Here is an 18,961-nt window from a genome sequence, read left to right as displayed (position 1 = left end):
GACCAAGGAGATCTTCGCCAACCCGCAACACGCCTATACCAAGCACCTCTTGGCCGCCGAGCCGAAGTGCAAACCGCCGGCGGCGAATGCCGATGCCACGGCGGTGATGACCGGCAAGGACATCAAGGTCTGGTTCCCGATCAAGCGGGGCTTCTTCCGCCGCACCGTCGACCATGTGAAGGCGGTGGACGGCATCGACGTTACAGTGCGCGCCGGCCAGACGCTCGGCGTGGTCGGGGAATCCGGCTCCGGCAAGACGACGCTCGGCCTGGCGCTTGCGCGGATGATCTCGTCCACGGGCGCGATCAACTTCAACGGGCGCGACATCAACCAGCTTTCCTTCAGCGCCATGCGGCCGCTGCGGCGCGAGCTGCAGATCGTCTTCCAGGACCCGTTCGGATCCTTGAGCCCGCGCATGTCGGTCGCGGAGATCATTGAGGAAGGGCTGAAGATCCACGCGCCGAAACTCTCGCCCGATGAGCGCGACGACAAGGTCGTCGAGGTGTTGAAGGAAGTCGGTCTCGACCCGGAGACGCGTCACCGCTATCCGCATGAATTCTCGGGCGGCCAGCGCCAGCGTGTCGCGATCGCCCGCGCCATGGTGCTCAACCCGCGCTTCGTCATGCTCGACGAGCCGACCTCGGCGCTCGACATGAGCGTGCAGGCGCAGGTGGTCGATCTGTTGCGCAACCTGCAGGCCAGGCACAACCTCGCTTATCTCTTCATCAGCCACGACCTGAAGGTCATCCGCGCCCTTGCCAATGACGTGATCGTCATGCGCAATGGTCAGATCGTCGAAGCCGGGCCGTCCGAACAGATTTTCGACCGCCCGCAAACCGACTATACGAGGGCGCTGATCTCGGCCGCGTTCCGGATCGAAACGGCACCGACCGGGGTCGTCAGCGAGTAGGCTGGAAATACAGGAAAGACACTCCACGAATGGAAAAAGGCAAAGTTCTGCTTGCCCTCACCGGCTTTCACCCGCAGCGCTGGCGCGAACTGCTCGCGGCCGAGCGCGAGGTGGTGCTGGAGCCCGATGGTCCGAGCGATCCCTCGATCGCTTATGCAGTGGTGTGGAAGCAGAAACCGAATCTGTTGTCGTCGCTGCCCAATTTGCGCGCCATCTTCTCGATCGGCGCAGGCGTCGACCATATCTTCGCCGACCCCGGCCTGCCCGAGGTGCCGATCGTCCGGGTCGTTGCCGACAATCTCACGCAATACATGACCGAGTATGTCGTCTGGCGCGTGCTCGACCACCATCGTCAGGGCATGCTCTACCGAGCGCAACAGCAGAAGAAGACCTGGCACGAGCCGCCGCAACGCCCGGCCGGCGACATCTCGGTCGGCATCATGGGTCTCGGCAACCTTGGCCGCGCCGCGGCATCGGTGCTTTTGGCGCTAGGCTTCGCCGTGAACGGCTGGTCGCGCACCGAGCACCCTATGCAGGGGGTCTCGACCTATTCCGGCGAAGGCGGGCTGATCCCCTTCCTCAACGCCACCGACATCCTGGTGGTGCTGTTGCCGCTGACGCCGCGCACGCAAGGCATCGTCAATTACGCCGTTCTGAAGGAATTGCGCAAACGCAACGGCCTCGGCGGCTCGGTGCTGATCAACGCCGGGCGCGGGCGGCTGCAGAAGGATGCCGACATCCTGCGCGCGCTGGACGACGGCACGCTGAAGGAAGCGAGCCTCGACGTGTTCGAGGTCGAGCCGCTGCCGAAGACGAGCCCGTTGTGGAGCCATCCGAAAGTGTTCGTGACGCCGCATGCGGCGGCGACCTCGGACCCGGCCCATCTGGTGCCGATCATGCTTCGGCAGATGGCCGCCTTCGAGCGCGGCGAAAAGCTCGAAAACGTCGTCGATCGCGAAGCGGGTTACTGAGCAGACGCCGGCTTCGAGCCCGGCAGCGCGAACTTGTCCTTCTTCTTCGGCTTGCCGCAATCGCGCCGTTCGATCGAACGGTTCATGGCGTCGATCTCGCCGCTCGCCTTGTCGCTGTCGCGCTGCGCCCTGGAGCGCATGTCCGGCGTAAACGGGCCAAAACCCATCGCCGGATTGGAGAAAGCCGGTTTTGCGGTGACCGGCAGATTGTATTGCTGCGCCAGCGCGTTGCGATTGGCTAGCAGCTGGTCGCAGGGCACGCTGTCATATTGCAGCGAGGATTGGACGTTTTCGTCCTGGCGCTCCGCCATCGAAGTGCCGCCAACGCAGCCGGCCGTCATCAGGCAAGATGCCAACACAGCCATGGTCCAGCGCATGGTAATTCTCCGTGCCGTATCGCCACGCCCTAAGCCGACACGCGATTCGGGCTTTTTCGCGAGCAGCCGTCGCCCTCATTCCGCCGGCTTGCGACGGGCTATCACCGCAAGGCCTCCTACTGGCTCGCCGCGGTCATGCCGGATGGTCGTGCTTTCCAGCGACAGGATCGCAAACCCGCTGTCGGCGAGAACGCGCCGCACATAGGCGTCGGAATGCGCGTAGCGCCGCGAGGGCAGCAATGCAAAGGCATCGCCACCGGCAAGTGTCTCGACCGAGAACGCAAAGAGGCCTTCATCGACCAGACTGTTGGCAACTGCTCCAACAATGCGTTCGAGCGCCCCGACATAGATGAACACGTCGGCGGCGACCACGAGGTCGGCTTTCGAGCCAGGTCGAGAGAAATGCTGGAGATCGGACTTGGAGAGCTTGTCGTAGATGCCTTTGGCGCGCGCCTTCCGCAACATGCTGCTCGAAATGTCATAGCCTTCCAGCCGGTCAACGATCGGGCGCAGCCTTTCGCCCATCAGGCCGGTGCCGCAGCCGAGGTCGAGCGCCAGCCGGAACCGGCCCGGGCTCGCCGCGCGAATGGCGCGATCGAGAAACTCTGGCATTCGATAACCGAGTTTCCCGACCAGCGATTGCTCGAAATTGTCGGCATAGTGATCGAACAGGGTCTCGACGAAAGCACTGGGCGGAGCCGCTGCCACCGGCGCATGGCCGATCAGCTGCAGCTTGAGCGCGGAACCCAGCCGGTCCGCGGGATCGAGCTTCAAGGCCATCGCCCATGCCTGGGCTGCCTGGTCGGGAAAACGTGCGGCCTCCTGCATCTCGCCGAGCCGGAACCAGCCCGCCGCCCATTGCGGCGCCAGCTCCAGCGCGCCAAGCAAAAGCTCCGCCGCCTGCGCAGGCTCGCCGGAGGCCAGCAGCATCTCGGCAAAGTCGGCGCGACGGTCGGCGGTCAAATAGCCGGACGAAGCCTGAAGTGGTTTCATGGTTCCATTGGTCCCGCCGGTGTGCGAACCGGCGGCCGGCTGTAGGACGAGTCAGCAGTCTGTTGCAAGAAGCTTCCCGCGTCGAATTTAGCCACTATGTTCAAGGCCATGCGCGCCAGCGACCTGCTCAAGCCACGACCCGAAGGGCTCTACTGTCCGCCAGGCGATTTCTTCATCGATCCGGTGCGGCCGGTCAGCCGCGCACTGATCACGCACGGCCATTCCGATCATGCGCGCTCAGGCCACCGCTCGGTGCTTGCCACACAGCAAACGCTCGACATCATGGGCCTGCGCTATGGCGAGGATTTCGCCGAAACCACGCAGGCAGCAACTGTCGGCGAGACGATCGATATCAACGGCGTCTCCGTCACTTTCCATCCGGCCGGACATGTGCTGGGTTCGGCGCAGATCGTCGTCGAGCATCAGGGCCTGCGCATCGTCGCCTCCGGCGACTACAAGCGCCAGAAAGACGCTACCTGCCTGCCGTTCGAGCCGGTGCCTTGCGATGTCTTCATCACCGAGGCGACCTTCGGACTGCCGGTGTTCCGGCACCCGCCGGACCATGAGGAGATCGCGCGCCTGCTCAAATCGGCGACGCAATTTCCCGAGCGTTCGCACCTGATCGGCGCCTATGCGCTCGGCAAGGCGCAGCGCGTCATGCGGCTGCTGCGCGAGGCCGGTTACGACAGGCCGATCTATATCCATGGCGCGCTGGCCAAGCTCAGCGAGTATTACCAGAGCCAGGGCATCGATCTGGGGCAGATCGAACCGGCGACGGTGGAAAGCGGCGGCAAGGCCGATTTCGAAGGCGCCATTGTCGTCGGGCCGCCGGCCGCGTTCGCCGACCGCTGGGCGCGGCGCTTCCCCGACCCGATCGCCTGCTTCGCTTCAGGTTGGATGCGCATCCGTCAGCGCGCCAAGCAGGGCGGCGTCGAGCTGCCGCTGATCATTTCCGACCATGCCGACTGGGACGAGCTCATCGCCACGATCAAGGAAACCGGCGCCGAGGAGATCTGGGTGACGCATGGCCGCGAGGAAGCGCTGGTGCGCTGGTGCGAGCTGGAGGGCATCGCCGCGCGGCCGCTGCATCTTGTTGGCTACGAGGACGAGGGCGATTGATGGAACAGTGTTCGCCAATCGCCGCCGCCGAGTTCTACGGCGCCCCCCTCTGTCCTGCCGGACATCTCTCCCTCAAGGGGGGAGATTGGCAGTTTCAGCGCCGACGCATCTCCCGCGACGCGAGAGATTGGCGAAAGCCGGCGCGGCATCTGATTTCCCCCCTTGAGGGGGAGATGGCCGGCAGGACAGAGGGGGGCGCCTTGCGCCTGCTCTCGCGATTGGCATGGCGCAACCAACGATGAACCGCTTCGCCGAGCTCCTCGACCGGCTGGTGCTGACGCCTTCGCGCAACGGCAAGCTGACGCTGCTCACCGACTATTTCCGCAGCGTCGAGGATCCCGACCGCGGGCTGGCGCTGGCGGCGATCACCGGCGATCTGTCGATCGCGGCGGTGAAGCCGGCGATGCTGCGCGCGCTGGTGGTCGAGCGCATGGACCCCGTGCTGTTCGGCTATTCCTACGATTATGTTGGCGATCTCGCCGAGACGGTGTCGCTGGTCTGGCCGCAGCCGGCCGGCCACATACCGAACCACGCGCCAACGCTCGCCGAAGTGGTCGGCAAGCTGCAGGCGGCGAGCCGCTCCGACGGGCCGCAGGTGCTCGCTAGGCTTCTCGACAGCGCCAGCATCTCTGCGCGCTTCGCCATCATCAAGCTGGTTACCGGCGGGTTGCGCATCGGCGTGTCGGCGCGGCTTGCCAAGCAGGCGTTGGCCGATCTCGGCCAAGTCGATGTCGTCGAGATCGAGGAGCTCTGGCACGGGCTGACGCCTCCCTACACGGCGCTCTTTGCGTGGCTGGAAGGCCGGGCGGAAAAACCGAGGAGCGCCGCGCTCGCATTGTTCCGGCCGGTGATGCTGTCCAATGCGGTCGACGACGGCGATTTGGAGAAGCTCGAACCGGCCGATTATGCGGCGGAGTGGAAGTGGGACGGCATCCGCGTCCAGGCGGTGTGCGAGGGCGGCATCCGCCGGCTCTATTCGCGCACCGGCGACGATGTTTCCGGCGCCTTCCCGGACCTCGCCGCGACGATGGATTTCGAGGCGGCGCTCGACGGCGAATTGCTGGTCGGCGACCCGCGCGAGGCGACCGGAACCTTCTCCGACCTGCAGCAGCGGCTGAACCGCAAGAGCGTCTCGCCAAAAATCCAGCAGCAATATCCGGCCTTCATGCGCTGCTACGACGCGCTGCAAATCAACGGCGAGGATTTGCGCAGCCTCCCCTTCGCCGAGCGCCGCACCCGGCTCGGAGCCTTCGTCCAGACGCTCGATGCCAGCCGCTTCGACCTTTCGCCGCTGGTCGAATTTTCGGATTGGGAGACGCTGGAGCGGCTGCGCCAGGCGCCGCCGCATCCGATCATCGAAGGGGTGATGCTGAAGCGCTGGGATTCGCCCTATCTTGCCGGCCGCCCGAAAGGCCCCTGGTTCAAGTGGAAGCGCGATCCGCACACGATCGACGCGGTGCTGATGTATGCGCAGCGCGGCCACGGCAAGCGATCGAGCTTCTATTCCGACTACACTTTCGGGGTCTGGTCAGGCCCGGAGGGATCGGAAGAGCTGGTGCCGGTCGGCAAGGCCTATTTCGGCTTCACCGACGAGGAGCTGCGGCAAATCGACAAATATGTGCGCGACCATACGATCGAGCGGTTCGGGCCGGTGCGCTCGGTGCGCGCCGATCGCAAGAATGGGCTGGTGCTGGAAGTGGCCTTCGAAGGGCTCAACCGCTCGACGCGCCATAAATCTGGCGTCGCGATGCGCTTTCCGCGCATCTCACGGTTGCGCTGGGACAAGCCCTCCGCCGAGGCCGACCGGATCGAGACGCTGCAAGCGTTGCTCGACAGCTAGAAATCTGCCGACGCTTCACCCCACCCGGCGCTTCGCGCCGACCTTCCCATCAAGGGGAGGTCGGTCGCATCCCTGGAGATAGCCCCTCGCTGCCGATGCCGAGGTCACTCCGCGATCGATACGCGGATCTCGTAGATGTCGACGGACTTGCCCTGCTTGTCGAAGTCGGAGTTGACGGCGATGGTGCCGGCCGCACCCGGGTGCTTGTTCGGGAACTGCACGTCGAACAGGTATTCGTTGCGCTCGTCGCCAACGGCATAGCGCTTGCGGCCGCAATCGCCGAGCTCGCCGAAATTGCAGTCGACCGAGATCTGCGTCTCCTTGCCTTCTTCCGAGCGGGCGATGATGTCGAACATGGCATGCTTGCCGGCGAGCTTTTCCAGCACGCCCTGGCCGACATCGAAGGCGATGGCCGAGCCGGATGCGCCCGAGCGGACGCGCAGGAACTGACCGGTGTCGTCCTTCATGACATCGGCGGCGGCGTCGGACGGTGTGCTGACATGGGTCGGATCGCTGGGCGAGAAGACGTTGATCCAGTTCTTCGACTGATCCGCCTCGCCGGGCTTCTGCGGCGAGCCGGTTTCGGCTGGCTGCGAGGAGTCTTCGTCTTCCAGCGTCGGGGTCGGCTCGGGCGGACCGGTGTTGAGTTCAGCCGCCGTCTTGAAGACGCCGGTCTGCTTGGCGAAATAGAGGCCGATGCCGGCAGCCGCCAGCAGCGTCGCCGCGACAAAGATGGCGGTGAGCGGCAGGCGCCGGCCACGGATACGCCGTTCATCGCGATCCGGCGCCACTTCGGCGCCGTTGCCGATGGACGCTCCGGGAGAGTCATCAAGCGTCGGCGCGTTCGGAAGCGCCTCGTCCGGCATGATGTCGGGCACGCGGGGCAGCACGCGCGAGCGCGGCGCATCCGATGTGTCGGGCTGCACCGGACCGTCGACGGTAATCGACGGCGACGGTGCCCCCTGGTCGGGGCCCCGCGGGGCATCCACCGGCGGCGCGGGAGACTGGCTCGGCGTGTCGACCGCCGGCCCCGGCGCGGCGTTGCCGACGAATGGACCGCTGTCCAGCGGAAGCGTCACGTCAGGAACGACCTGGACAGCCGGCAGGAATTCGGATTCGATCTCGGTGATCTTGGCCTGCACCGCCTTGCGGCGGTTGATGGCGGCTTCCACCGTCACGTTGGGGTTGGCCTGCAGCACGCGATCGAGCGCGGCAAAGGCCGAGCGATAGACCTTCTCGCGAAACGCCCGGTCCTCGGGATTGCCTTTCTCGAAGGCGTTCCGGATCGCTTTCTCGATGGGGTCCAAGCGAGCTCCCTCTGCGCGTTCGCTCACAGTTATCGATCGTTAGCCGCAGGCGACCAGTCAATCAACGGGCGGGCGGCTGCCTTGCCGACGCATCCAATGCCCATTTCGGCGTTTTTTGTTGAAGAATCAACATTTTTGTCGCCGCCGCCGGATCGGCCTGCAACGGAATCGGACGCCTGCCGGCGCGGGCCCGCAAGCCGTGCTGGCGCGGCGCTTAAGGCTGACGCGCAGCGGCAAGCGACGGAATTGCCGCGCATGAGCGCAGGATTTCGCCGCCAGCCATCTTGAATTAGCTGGCGGTTGAGTCTATCAACCGGCGCATCTTGGAAGCCCAGCGGCTTCCCGGGCCGCTTTAGCTCAGTTGGTAGAGCACATCATTCGTAATGATGGGGTCGCGTGTTCGAGTCACGCAAGCGGCACCAACCAATCCTATGATTTCACTAGAGAAATTTTCGAAATTGAGCGTTAAAAGCTTCGCCTTTAAGCCGAAAAAGGTAACAGGGCAGGTAACAAAATTTCTCTGTAGGTAAGGATCGGGGTAACTATCATAGCGCAGCGGGCGCGAGACAAAATGCTGGCAGCGGACATTTTTCGAATCGAGCGACCGCGCGGAAGTGGTGCTGGCAAAGCAGTAAGCCGGCAAGCTCGTTGAGAAGATGCGTCACTGGACTTCGCAAATGTCGCCTAACCTGTCCCAACAGTTGGAGGCGGAAGTCAGCATTGCCCCCATTTCAGCCATTGACCCGAGCGCAGACGCTACCTGAAGGCAGCATGGCTGGAAGAGGTGGCGTGACAGGAGTGGCGGTCAAGCAAAGGTCACGCTCCGATCGTACTCTTCAATGCCTGCACTGTCCGCCCTATTAATTAAAGTTCGTCATTTGAACTGCGCTGGACTGTGAGCTAGTGATCAGCGGCGCGGAATCCGATTTACATTAAGCGGGAATAATCAATGCGGTGGGCTAAGATTGATCACTGACTTCCATGCAAAGTACCTAGCTCACGAACTGACAAAACGGTGCCCGCCCGACAGCTCGGAGCGCCTGGCGGGAGCTGTGGCCAGCGCTCAGGTCGATCTCAATCCCCATCAGGTCGATGCCGCGCTCTTCGCTTTCGCATCGCCCCTATCAAAGGGCGCGTTGCTCGCCGATGAAGTCGGTCTCGGGAAGACAATTGAAGCCGGATTGGTCATCTCTCAGCGATGGGCCGAGCGGAAGAGGCGTATCCTGGTCATTGCGCCCTCAAACCTCCGCAAACAATGGCACCAAGAACTGAGTGAGAAGTTTTTGCTCCCCGGCGTAATCCTGGAGTCTAAGTCTTACAACCAGTCCATTCGAGATGGAGCTCTTCAGCCTTTCGAAGCCCAAAATGCTATCGTGATCTGCTCATATCAGTTTGCGCGCTCCAAGGCGTCGGACGTGCATCGGGTTCCTTGGGATCTTGTCGTGATCGACGAGGCACACAGACTTAGAAATGTCTACAAGCCATCGAATGTTATTGCGAATACGCTGAAAAATGCACTCGCTCAGAAAAACAAGTTGCTACTGACGGCAACGCCGCTCCAGAACTCGCTCTTGGAGTTGTATGGGCTCGTCAGCTTCATTGATGAGCACGCTTTCGGCGATGTAAAAAGTTTCCGCGAGCAATTTGCCAATCCGGGTGACAAACGCAACTTCGAGGCGCTGAAGGAGCGTCTAAAGCCCATTTGTCACCGCACTCTTCGGCGCCAGGTGACCGCATACATCCCCTACACGCGCCGTCTTCCCTTGGTCGAGGAGTTCACGCCAGCCGACGGCGAGGACCGCCTCTATCAGCTCGTCACCGAGTATCTGCAGCGTGACAATCTGCAGGCCCTCCCATCTGGACAACGTTCGTTGATGACGCTTGTTTTGCGGAAGCTCCTAGCCTCCTCGACGTTTGCGATCGCCGGCGCCCTAGACTCCATTTCGCAGAGGCTGAGGGCAAAGTTGGACACTCATCCTGCTGGAACACCTTTGGATGAGCTTACCGAGGACTTCGAGGCGCTCGAAGCGACAGCGGAGGAATGGCCCGAGGATGCGGACGAAGAACCACTGACGGACGCCGACCGCGAAGCCATCGAGGCCGAAATTGCGGACCTCGAATCCTTCGCGAAACTAGCGACCTCGATAGAGCATAACGCCAAGGGCAAGGCTCTGCTGAAGGCTTTGGACGTGGCCTTCGGAAAAGCGCACGAACTTGGCGGCGCTGAGAAGGCGATCATCTTCACCGAGTCCCGCCGGACCCAAGAATACCTTCAGCGGGTTCTCGCCAGCAGTCCATATGCGGGCGGCATCGTCTTGTTCAACGGCACGAATACCGATCCATTGTCGCGTGAGATCTACGCCCGCTGGATCGAGAGACACGTCGGATCGGATCGTGTCACGGGATCGAGAACCGCAGACATGAGGTCTGCGCTGGTCGACTACTTCCGTGACGAAGGTCAGATCATGATCGCGACGGAGGCCGGCGCCGAAGGCATCAATCTGCAATTCTGCTCGCTCGTCGTGAATTACGACCTGCCGTGGAATCCGCAGCGCGTGGAGCAGCGAATCGGTCGCTGCCATCGATACGGCCAGAAACACGACGTCGTGGTCGTAAACTTCATCAATCGCAAGAACGAAGCGGATCAGCGGGTCTATCAGCTTCTCTCAGAGAAGTTTCGGCTCTTCGAAGGTGTGTTCGGCGCCAGCGACGAGGTCTTGGGCGCGATAGAGTCCGGCGTCGATTTCGAGAAGAGAATTGCCGGCATATACCAGGAGTGCCGTCAACCCGAACAAATCCGTGCAGCCTTCGACCAGCTGCAATTGGAGCTAAGCCTCGAAATTGATGCGGCGATGAACCAGACGCGGCAGAAACTCCTGGAAAAGTTCGATGATGAGGTCCGGGAGAAGCTCCGAATCCGAGACGAGGACGCGAAGGTTCATCTCGATCGCTATGAGCAGTGGTTGATGCGCCTGACGCACCATGAGCTGGACGGGTTGGCGACGTTCCACAACAACTCGTCGTTCACCTTACCTGCTCGGCCAGGGTGGGCGAATGGCGCCATTCCACCCGGGCTTTACGAGTTGCCGCGACGGTCTGGCGAGGCACACACATATCGGCTCAATCATCCCCTCGGCGAAGCCGTTGTCGCGCGCGCAAAGGAGCGCCCGCTCGCTCCGGCAGAGGTTCATTTCGACTATGCCAACCACTCCGGAAAAATCAGCATTTTGGAGCCGTTTATCGGCAACGCCGGCTGGCTGGTCGCATCCCTGATGACGGTCGAGGCTCTCGACGAGGCGGAGGACCACATCCTCCTGTCAGGGATCACCGACGAAGGAGATTTACTGGCCCGCGAAGTCTGCGATCGCCTCCTTACGATTCATGGGACGCGCGGACAGGATGTCAGCCCCGACCCAGGGGTCATGCCGCGTCTCGAAAAGTCCTTGAGCGAAAGCCAGGCACTGATCCGGCGAGCCGTATCGGAGCGAAATGCCCGTTTCTTCGAGGCCGAAGCCGATAAACTCGACGGCTGGGCAGACGACCTCAAAGTTGGGCTGGAGCGCGAGATCAAGGAAATCGACAGGCTCATCAAGGAAGCCCGTCGGGCTGCGACGACCGCTCTGACCCTCGAAGAAAAGCTCATGGGGCAGAAACAGATCAAAACGCTCGAAGCGGCGCGCAATCAGAAGCGGCGCTCGCTCTTCGACGCGCAGGACCAGGTTGACCGGCAGCGCGCCGAACTGATCGCCCAGATCGAGTCCAAACTCGAACAGAAGGTCGAGGTTGGGCCCCTTTTTGCCATTCGTTGGAGGATAGTATGAGCCTGAGCGATGCCCATCGGGGCTTGTTGGAAACCGTGTTGCGCGCGGATTATGTCGCGCACTTGCCCAATCTTCTGCAGCCGAAGGGACAACAGCAGGATGCGGTAAAGAACCTCTCACGAGCACTCGCGGCATTTGCCGCGTCTGCTCTTTGTGACGTTGCCCCCAAAGAAGCGGCGGAAGCCGTGGTAGATGACTATGACGACTTCGGCGTCGATGCGATTTACTACCACGCCCCAAGCGAAACACTCTATCTCGTGCAAGGCAAGCTGAAGGCTGGCACACTGTTCAGTCAAGACGAGGCGAACGCGTTCGTGCAAGGCGTGCGTAAACTCATCGCGCAAGACTTCTCGGGATTCAACAACCACGTCGCAAACCGGCGCGTCGCGATCGAGGATGCGATCGAAAGTTGTTCGCGGATCCAGCTTGTGATCGTACACGTCGGAGCAGGTTTAAGCCACCACGCTTCGGTGGCGTTACAGCAGCTCTTGGAAGACCCGTCGCACGGAGAGGAGCGTTTCGCACCTGCGATCGTCAATTTCGATGCCGGTAGGATCGTCGACCAGCTTCAAGAAGCGAAAGCATACCCGAGGGTGGATGCGACAATTGTACTTCAAGCTCCGGGATGCCGCAGCGAGGTGCGTAAGACCTACATTGGCTTCATCGCCGTTGACGATCTCGTCAAGCTTCATCAGACGCACGGCAAAGCGCTCTATGCGAAGAATATCAGACAGCATCTTGGGTTGAACACGGATGCGAACACCGCCATTCGTAACACTCTTGGAACGACGCCGGAGCAATTCGAGCATCTCAACAATGGCGTTACGATTCTTGCGGACAAGATTGATCCGAAAGATAACAGGAAAGCGGGAAAGCGCCTGAAGTTGACTGGAATGTCCATTATCAATGGGGCGCAAACTGTGGCTTCATCAGCCTCGTTTGTAGGGAGTAATCCTTCCTCTTCAATTTCAACTGCGTTCGTGCATGCAACGGTGATCCAAGCAGACCAGGACGCCGAATTCAGCAAGCGCGTCACCAAGGCACGAAATCTTCAAAACCCCGTAACGGCTCAAAACTTTGCTGCGCTAGACGACCAGCAGGAGCGCCTTCGCCGCGAACTCGCGGTCCTTGGCTATCACTACATCTATAAGCCTGAGGGGCTCGATGGTGGAGCCGATCCGAAACGCATTCGGATCGAGGAGGCGGCACAAGCGCTCGCCCTTGTCCAGTTAGACCCGCGGTTCCCTGTATATCTAAAGAAGGAGCCCGGTCAGCTTCTTCTGGTCGAGGGCGCGCCCTACAAGGCGTTGTTCACAGGCGACCTGGCCTCCTACCGTCTAGTGAATGCGGTGCTATTCTCTCGGTATGTCCACACGCGCATGGTGATGGAGGCATCAGCAAAAGGGGCAGGGTACGAGAAATTGACCTATAAGCACGGCGGGTTCGCCTTGGGCTTCATACTCGCAAAGCGCCTCGAAAAGGTGTTGAGCGCCGCAGCAATAATCGACCCGGCCAAATTGAGGGCGGAGCTATCTGCGCCTTTTGACGAGGCCCGGCAAAGCCTCTGGGATCAGGTTTCCGCACGGACGGCGTACAAGGGTCCGCTGGCTTTGCTACGCACTCTAGGTGAGACAATCTCAATTCTTCGCGACTCGATGATTGTGCACTACGGTCTCACAGGCGATGCGGCAATCGCACCACTTCAAGCCAGGGTCGTCGCGGGCGACCCGTACCCCCAAAAACCGCTGTTCGACTATCTGTCGGCAAAGGCGCCGCAGATCGGAAATGTCACATGATCAGAAAACAAAAGCTCGAACTGACCTGGGTGGGCAAAGAGAACCGGCCTCGGCTGGAGCCGCGCATTCTGCTGGAAGATCCGGAAAAGTCGTATCATGCCAGACACCGCGTGAGCGACGACGACATTTTCGATAATCGCTTGATCTTCGGCGACAATCTCTTGGCGCTGAAGGCGCTGGAGCAAGAATTTGCCGGCAAGGTAAAGTGCGTTTTCATTGATCCTCCGTACAATACCGGTAGCGCCTTCGAGCATTATGACGACGGGGTAGAGCATTCGATTTGGCTCGGCCTCATGCGTGATCGCCTGGAAATCATTTGGCGTATGCTGGCCGAGAATGGATCATTATGGGTTACGCTTGACGACAATGAGTCCCACTACTTTAAAGTGATGGCTGACGAGATATTTGGTCGCCGAAATTACGTTACAAGCGTGGTTTGGGAAAAGGACAAGGGACGGCGAAGCGACACTATTTTTTCGTCGGCACACGATTATATTTTGATTTACGCAAAGAACCCCGCCATTTGGGCGGGCAGCAGAAATCTTCTTGAAAGAACCGCAGATCAGGTTTCGAGGTACCGAAATCCAGACAATGATCCTCGTGGACCATGGTTGCAGGGCGATAATGGCACAGCAAAGAGCTCCAGCGAAGGTTCTCGTTGGCCGATAACGCTGCCATCCGGACGAGCTGTCGTGCCTCCACCAAGCCGCGGTTGGAGCTTCTCACGAGAAACATTCGAGACAGCTCGCCGAGAGGGGCGTGTTTACTTTGGCGCCAACGGCGACGGAATGCCGATTATCAAGCGATACCTCAGCGACGTTCAGGGTGGCGTGGTGCCTCGCACTTGGTGGCCCGCGGATGAGGCTGGGCATAATCAGGAAGCAAAGCGCGATCACCTCAATAAACTACTCAGAGGAATTGAGCCGTTTCCTACACCTAAGCCTGAAAGGTTGTTACATCGTATTTTGACAATCGCGACGAACCCCGGCGATCTCGTTCTCGATTCTTTTGCAGGCTCCGGTACCACCGGCGCAGTCGCGCACAAGATGGGGCGACGCTGGATCATGGTCGAATTGGGGGAGCACTGCGACACGCACATCATCCCCCGTCTGAAGAAGGTCATCGACGGTGAGGATGAGGGCGGGGTGACCGAGGCGGCCGACTGGCAGGGCGGCGGTGGGTTCCGCTACTTCAAGCTTGCCCCGTCGCTTCTCGAAAAGGACAAATGGAGCCGCGAGGTCATCAGCAAGGCCTACAACGCCGAAATGCTGGCCGAGGCTTTGTGCAAGATCGAGGGCTTCACCTATGCCCCAAGCGATAGCGTCTATTGGCAACACGGCACCTCCACCGAGCGTGACTTCATCTATGTGACGACGCAAACGCTTTCGCCGGAACAGCTTGACGCCTTGAGCGAGGAGGTCGGTGAGGGACGCACGCTGCTCGTGCTCTGCGCGGCGTTCCGCGGCAACACGTCTGCCTGGCCCAATCTGACCGTGAAGAAGATCCCGAACCACATCCGCGAGCGCTGCGAATGGGGCCATGACGACTACAGCCTTAATGTCGAGAACCTGCCGAAAGCGCCGCCCGCGCCAAAGGCGGCCGACACGACTCTGTCCCGTTCCGCCTCCCAGCCGGGCCTGTTCGATCTCGCGGGAGACGACCAATGAACCGTCATGTCAACGCCATCGCCGGCCGTCTCAGCCTCCGCGCTCCGCAGCGGCAATCTCTCGAAATTCTCGATCGCGTCACCGAACTGGTGCCGCTGCGAAAGGGCACCGATCTCGAGGCTGCCCTTGCGGCGATTCGAGTTGAATTCCCAAGCGTCACGGATTTCGAACGTGACTTCCCGAGCCTGTGTTTCGCGCTGGCGACCGGCGTTGGCAAGACCCGGCTCATGGGCGCGTTCATAGCCTATCTGCACTTGGCGCACGGCTTGAACAATTTCTTCGTGCTCGCGCCGAACCTGACTATCTATAACAAGCTGATCGCGGATTTCACGCCCAACACGCCGAAATACGTTCTGAAGGGCATCGCTGAATTCGCGATCTCACCGCCGGTCATCACAACCGGCGACAATTTCGAGCGGCAGATTGCCAGCGGCGGCAATCTGTTCCCAGTCACCATCAACATCTTCAACATCTCCAAGATCAACTCCGAAGTGCGGGGTGGCCGCAGCCCGCGCATCCGCAGCTTCAAGGAAGAGATCGGGGACAGCTACTTCGACTACCTCGCGACCCAGACGGACCTCGTCCTGATCATGGATGAATCCCACCGCTACCGAGCGACCGCAGGCGTGCGTGCCATCAACGAGCTGAAACCGGTTATGGGGCTGGAACTGACCGCGACCCCCTTCGTCGAGACGACGCGCGGACCGGCGCCCTTCCAGAACGTGATCTTCGACTATCCGCTCGGCCGCGCCATGGCTGATGGCTTTGTGAAAGAGCCAGCAGTCGTCACTCGCGAGAACTTCGTCGCGACCGATAAATCGCCGGAGCAACTGCAGCAGATCAAACTGAAAGACGGCGTGCGACTGCACGAAAGCGTCAAAGTTGAATTGGAGACCTACGCCCGTCAGGTCGGCGCCCAGATCGTGAAGCCCTTCATGCTGGTGATCGCCCGAGACATTACGCATGCCACGGAGTTGATGGCGCTTATTAAGTCCGAGAAATTCTTCGGTGGTCGCTATGCGGACAAGGTCATTCAGGTCGATTCTAGCGTAAAAGAGGAGGAAACAATCAACAGTCTTCTCCTAGTCGAGAGCCCCGAAGAGCCGACCGAGATCGTCATCCACGTCAATATGCTGAAGGAAGGCTGGGACGTCACCAACCTCTACACGATTGTGCCGTTGCGCGCAGCCAATGCCCGCACTCTGATCGAACAGTCGATCGGACGCGGCTTGCGTCTTCCCTATGGCCGGCGGACGGGTGTCACCGCGGTCGACCGGCTGAACATCGTGGCGCATGACCGCTTCCAAGAGATCGTCGACGAAGCGCGCAAGCCGGACTCGGCCATCCGCCTACAGCAGGTTATCCTCACCGAAGGGCAGTTGCAGCAGAAGACCGTCACGGTCGAGTCTCGGCCTCAACTAGCCGCCAAGCTCGGACTACGCTCCGATACACCGGCGAATGGGACATCCGACTTCGACGAAGCTCCAGCCGAATTTACTCATGAGGAGCAACAGGTCGTTCAGATCGCATACGACGTGATCCGCAAGATGGAAACAGAGCCGTCGCGCCTGCCCAGCGTCGCGCATCTGCAGATGCCTGAGGTGCAGGCGGCGGTTCTGCGCGAAGTGCAAAGCCAGTATCGGCCTCCTCAGTTGGAACTCGATGGGATCGCCAAGCAACCCGATCTGCCGGCCATCGTCGCCAAGACCGTCGACTTGGTCGTGCAGCAGACGATCGACATTCCCCGAATTCTCGTCACCCCCAAGGGCGAGGTGAAGTCCGGTTTCCATCACTTCACGCTCGACCTATCACGCATGCGCTACGAGGTTCCGAATGAAACGCTATGGGCTGCGCATTTGCGTACGGGGCAAGTCGACCGTATCGGCCTCGGTGCCGGCAGCATCGATGAGCAACGGTTAGAGGACTATGTCGTCAGCGGCCTGATCGACTTCGATGACGTGGCCTACGACGCGCATGCCGATCTGCTCTACGATCTCGCGTCACAGGTGGCGAACCACCTGTTGGCGACGCACCCGGAAGACGGGGTTCGCAAAATCTTGCACCTCCACCAGAAGGAGATCGCCCGCTTTGTTCATGCGCAGATGCAGAACCACTTCTGGCAGGACACGGAGGTCGAGTACGAGGTCGTCGTCACTCGTGGCTTCACCGAGCTTCGAAAGAGCGCTTATACGGTGGCGGCCGGAGAGGCGCCGCTCGACTTCCGGCAAGCCCCCGCGGACAAGGCCAACATGGCGCGATACCTGTTCGGCGGCTTTCAGAAGTGCCTGTACCCCACTCAGAAATTCCAGTCGGATGCCGAGCGGAAGCTCGCGGTCATTCTCGATCGCGAGGCGCAGAAGTGGTTCAAGCCAGCGCGTGGGCAGTTTCAACTGTTCTATCGCAGTGGGACGGACCTTCAGGAATATCAGCCGGATTTCGTGGCCGAGACGGACGACAGCATCTTGATGCTTGAACCCAAGGCCTCGAACCAGATGAGCGATCCGGAGGTGCTGGCAAAACGCGATTCCGCGGTGGAGTGGTGTCGACATGCGAGCAGTCACTCGGCGAGCTACGGCGGCAAGCCATGGCGCTATGCTTTGATCCCGCATGATGCGATCGCGGAGAACATGACTCTGGCCGGCATTCTACGGCAGTTTGCCGAACGCTCGGCGTAGTTGCTCAAGCCCGCTTCCGCGCCGAACAACGGTGCGGCGTCTCGGCGCCGTTGTAGAGGACACGCCAACGCCGGCTGAACTGACGGAGGTCTGGCGAACCGCGGCCCCCGCCCTGCGCCGGCGGAACCGCCTCGGCGAAGCAGGCACTCTTGGAGATCGACGGCTTATTGGTGTTCAATTACTTTGCCGCCATGCTTCTATTCGACCGCACAGCGACCAGATGAAAACGTCAAACAAGAGTGCTTCGGATGCTCCGTCCGGGGTAAAGCTCGGGTGATCTAACTCGCGCTCAGACATAAAACTTGAACGGCTGGCGTTCCTCTCCCTTAGCCGAGCCCATCGTGAGCACATCTCCAACCATGCGTGCAAACCGCACGGTGACTGGCAGGCCGTCATTGAAGTTGCACGAGTTGTAGTTGATCTTGGTGAGACCCATAATATCTCCCAAGACCATGCGGATGTCGGGCTTGGCGTTCTTGCTTCGCATCACGGTGATGTGCAGCGGATTGGGTGTTTCCGGCCCGATATAGGTGTCGAGCTGCGGCACGTAGCCCGTTGTCCAGAGGTAGGCCGTCTGATCATCGAGCAGGAGCGCGGTCCCGCGCAACACGGGATAGTCGCCATCCCGAAAGAGTTTCGTCTCGCCTCCGGTCGAACGGATCCGCACGCCGATGACGTTGGTCTCCTTCGGAGCCGCGTCAATAAAGGCGTTCCATTCCTCGTCGTTGAAATAGGTCTGTCCGTGAATGAACAACTCCTTGGGCGGGCCGCCATGGGTCTCGGAATAAGTCTTGAGCACAAGGGCGAGCAGGCTCTTCGCCGCCGGAGCTTTGAGGTGAAACTCGCGGTCACCGGTCTTCCACGGTCCATTGGCGCCGCGGAAAACGACCCCGTCACCCTCGTTGAGGAACATCTGCGCCGCGCAGCAGGCATGTCCATCGGGATCGTGCGGTAGGCTCTTATAGACCATGCCAATGTAGCAGACGCCCGGGCGAACGTCCGCCAGCCGCCACGGTGGTTTCGGCTGCGTCTTGTAGTAGAGCCCGGTCGCAAGGTTCCAGGCGACGGTCGCTGCATCCTGGGTCTTTCGGACCGGATAGTTGGCTTTGTTGAGAAAAGCCTCCGGCGCGAGTGTCGTTTCACGAACAAGTTGAGTTGGCGCTATCCTCAGGAACTCTGCTTTGATCCTGCGATGGAAATCAGGAACGTCCTCGAAAATCGCCTCCTCGGCTTGATCGATGACGCCCATAGCGGAGAACAGCGGAATGCTTTCCTTGGCCTTCTGCCTCTTGGTGAAATCCCCCTTTTCCATCGGCAGCCCGGTTCGCTTGGACTGAGGTCTGCAGCGATCATAGACGATCTCCGGCAGCACCAGGATCCAAACGTCGACCGACCGCTCGTCATTGCGCAAGTACTGCTTGACGCGATCGATGTACAACCGTGCGACCTTGTCGACGGCCTCATTGAGGTTGATGATGCGCGTCG

The 18,961-nt window shown here is 60.8% G+C and carries 12 protein-coding genes and 1 tRNA gene; 9 read left to right on the top strand and 4 right to left on the bottom strand.

Going from position 1 to position 18,961, the window contains the following annotated elements:
* Together EOA60_RS01375 and EOA60_RS01370 are read left to right on the top strand one after the other, a co-directional pair.
* Positions 1-910: ATP-binding cassette domain-containing protein (locus EOA60_RS01375; protein WP_164899158.1), on the top strand; the 910-nt coding region annotated here is incomplete at its 5' end.
* Between the two features lie 29 nt (positions 911-939).
* Entirely contained in the window at positions 940-1,881 is a 942-nt protein-coding gene (locus tag EOA60_RS01370; RefSeq protein ID WP_067324464.1) for a glyoxylate/hydroxypyruvate reductase A, read from the top strand.
* Here EOA60_RS01370 and EOA60_RS01365 read toward each other — a convergent pair.
* Together EOA60_RS01365 and EOA60_RS01360 are read right to left on the bottom strand one after the other, a co-directional pair.
* Complete coding sequence (locus EOA60_RS01365) at positions 1,875-2,258, bottom strand: hypothetical protein (protein WP_066996215.1); 384 nt, start codon at positions 2,256-2,258, stop codon at positions 1,875-1,877. The genes EOA60_RS01370 and EOA60_RS01365 overlap by 7 nt on opposite strands.
* Positions 2,259-2,333: 75 nt before the next feature.
* The gene (locus EOA60_RS01360; RefSeq protein ID WP_127335709.1) at positions 2,334-3,251 is read right to left on the bottom strand and encodes a methyltransferase domain-containing protein; all 918 of its coding nucleotides are present in this window, start codon (positions 3,249-3,251) and stop codon (positions 2,334-2,336) included.
* Positions 3,252-3,359: 108 nt separating this feature from the next.
* Here EOA60_RS01360 and EOA60_RS01355 point away from each other — a divergent pair, with 108 nt between their 5' ends.
* Both EOA60_RS01355 and EOA60_RS01350 read left to right on the top strand, forming a co-directional pair.
* Positions 3,360-4,370 carry a ligase-associated DNA damage response exonuclease gene (locus EOA60_RS01355; RefSeq protein ID WP_128293032.1) on the top strand — a complete coding sequence of 337 codons (1,011 nt, stop codon included), beginning with the start codon at positions 3,360-3,362 and terminating at the stop codon, positions 4,368-4,370.
* Between the two features lie 238 nt (positions 4,371-4,608).
* Positions 4,609-6,210, top strand: coding sequence for a cisplatin damage response ATP-dependent DNA ligase (locus tag EOA60_RS01350; RefSeq protein WP_128293034.1), 1,602 nt, complete (start codon positions 4,609-4,611; stop codon positions 6,208-6,210).
* 104 nt (positions 6,211-6,314) lie between these two features.
* Here EOA60_RS01350 and EOA60_RS01345 read toward each other — a convergent pair whose 3' ends face one another.
* On the bottom strand, positions 6,315-7,517 hold the full coding sequence (locus EOA60_RS01345; RefSeq protein WP_127335480.1) for a hypothetical protein: 1,203 nt from the start codon (positions 7,515-7,517) through the stop codon (positions 6,315-6,317).
* A gap of 346 nt (positions 7,518-7,863) precedes the next feature.
* Here EOA60_RS01345 and EOA60_RS01340 point away from each other — a divergent pair.
* From EOA60_RS01340 to EOA60_RS01320, 5 genes are all read left to right on the top strand, one after another.
* A tRNA-Thr gene (locus tag EOA60_RS01340) sits at positions 7,864-7,939 on the top strand.
* Positions 7,940-8,437: 498 nt separating this feature from the next.
* On the top strand, positions 8,438-11,338 hold the full coding sequence (locus tag EOA60_RS01335) for an SNF2-related protein (protein ID WP_348627464.1): 2,901 nt from the start codon (positions 8,438-8,440) through the stop codon (positions 11,336-11,338).
* The gene (locus tag EOA60_RS01330; RefSeq protein WP_127335478.1) at positions 11,335-13,134 is read left to right on the top strand and encodes an AIPR family protein; all 1,800 of its coding nucleotides are present in this window, start codon (positions 11,335-11,337) and stop codon (positions 13,132-13,134) included. Before EOA60_RS01335 ends, EOA60_RS01330 begins: the two co-directional genes overlap by 4 nt.
* Complete coding sequence (locus EOA60_RS01325; RefSeq protein WP_348627463.1) at positions 13,131-14,801, top strand: site-specific DNA-methyltransferase; 1,671 nt, start codon at positions 13,131-13,133, stop codon at positions 14,799-14,801. The genes EOA60_RS01330 and EOA60_RS01325 overlap by 4 nt, the downstream gene beginning before the upstream one ends.
* Entirely contained in the window at positions 14,798-17,476 is a 2,679-nt protein-coding gene (locus tag EOA60_RS01320; protein WP_127335477.1) for a DEAD/DEAH box helicase family protein, read from the top strand. The genes EOA60_RS01325 and EOA60_RS01320 overlap by 4 nt, the downstream gene beginning before the upstream one ends.
* A gap of 289 nt (positions 17,477-17,765) precedes the next feature.
* Here EOA60_RS01320 and EOA60_RS01315 read toward each other — a convergent pair.
* A partial coding sequence (locus tag EOA60_RS01315) for a hypothetical protein (RefSeq protein ID WP_128311027.1) occupies positions 17,766-18,961 on the bottom strand: 1,196 nt, incomplete at its 5' end.

It is taken from the genome of Mesorhizobium sp. M1A.F.Ca.IN.020.06.1.1 (assembly GCF_004023265.1).
In the GTDB taxonomy this organism is placed as follows: Bacteria; Pseudomonadota; Alphaproteobacteria; order Rhizobiales; family Rhizobiaceae; genus Mesorhizobium.
Note: the sequence above shows the minus strand (reverse complement) of the source record. Positions and strands in the feature narration are given on the sequence as shown.

Excerpts from the sequence above, each read along its gene's own strand:
- EOA60_RS01370 (WP_067324464.1), top strand. The coding sequence starts at position 940 with ATGGAAAAAGGCAAAGTTCTGCTTGCCCTCACCGGCTTTCACCCGCAG.
- EOA60_RS01365 (WP_066996215.1), bottom strand. The coding sequence starts at position 2,258 with ATGCGCTGGACCATGGCTGTGTTGGCATCTTGCCTGATGACGGCCGGC.
- EOA60_RS01360 (WP_127335709.1), bottom strand. The coding sequence starts at position 3,251 with ATGAAACCACTTCAGGCTTCGTCCGGCTATTTGACCGCCGACCGTCGC.
- EOA60_RS01355 (WP_128293032.1), top strand. The coding sequence starts at position 3,360 with ATGCGCGCCAGCGACCTGCTCAAGCCACGACCCGAAGGGCTCTACTGT.
- EOA60_RS01350 (WP_128293034.1), top strand. The coding sequence starts at position 4,609 with ATGAACCGCTTCGCCGAGCTCCTCGACCGGCTGGTGCTGACGCCTTCG.
- EOA60_RS01330 (WP_127335478.1), top strand. The coding sequence starts at position 11,335 with ATGAGCCTGAGCGATGCCCATCGGGGCTTGTTGGAAACCGTGTTGCGC.
- EOA60_RS01325 (WP_348627463.1), top strand. The coding sequence starts at position 13,131 with ATGATCAGAAAACAAAAGCTCGAACTGACCTGGGTGGGCAAAGAGAAC.
- EOA60_RS01320 (WP_127335477.1), top strand. The coding sequence starts at position 14,798 with ATGAACCGTCATGTCAACGCCATCGCCGGCCGTCTCAGCCTCCGCGCT.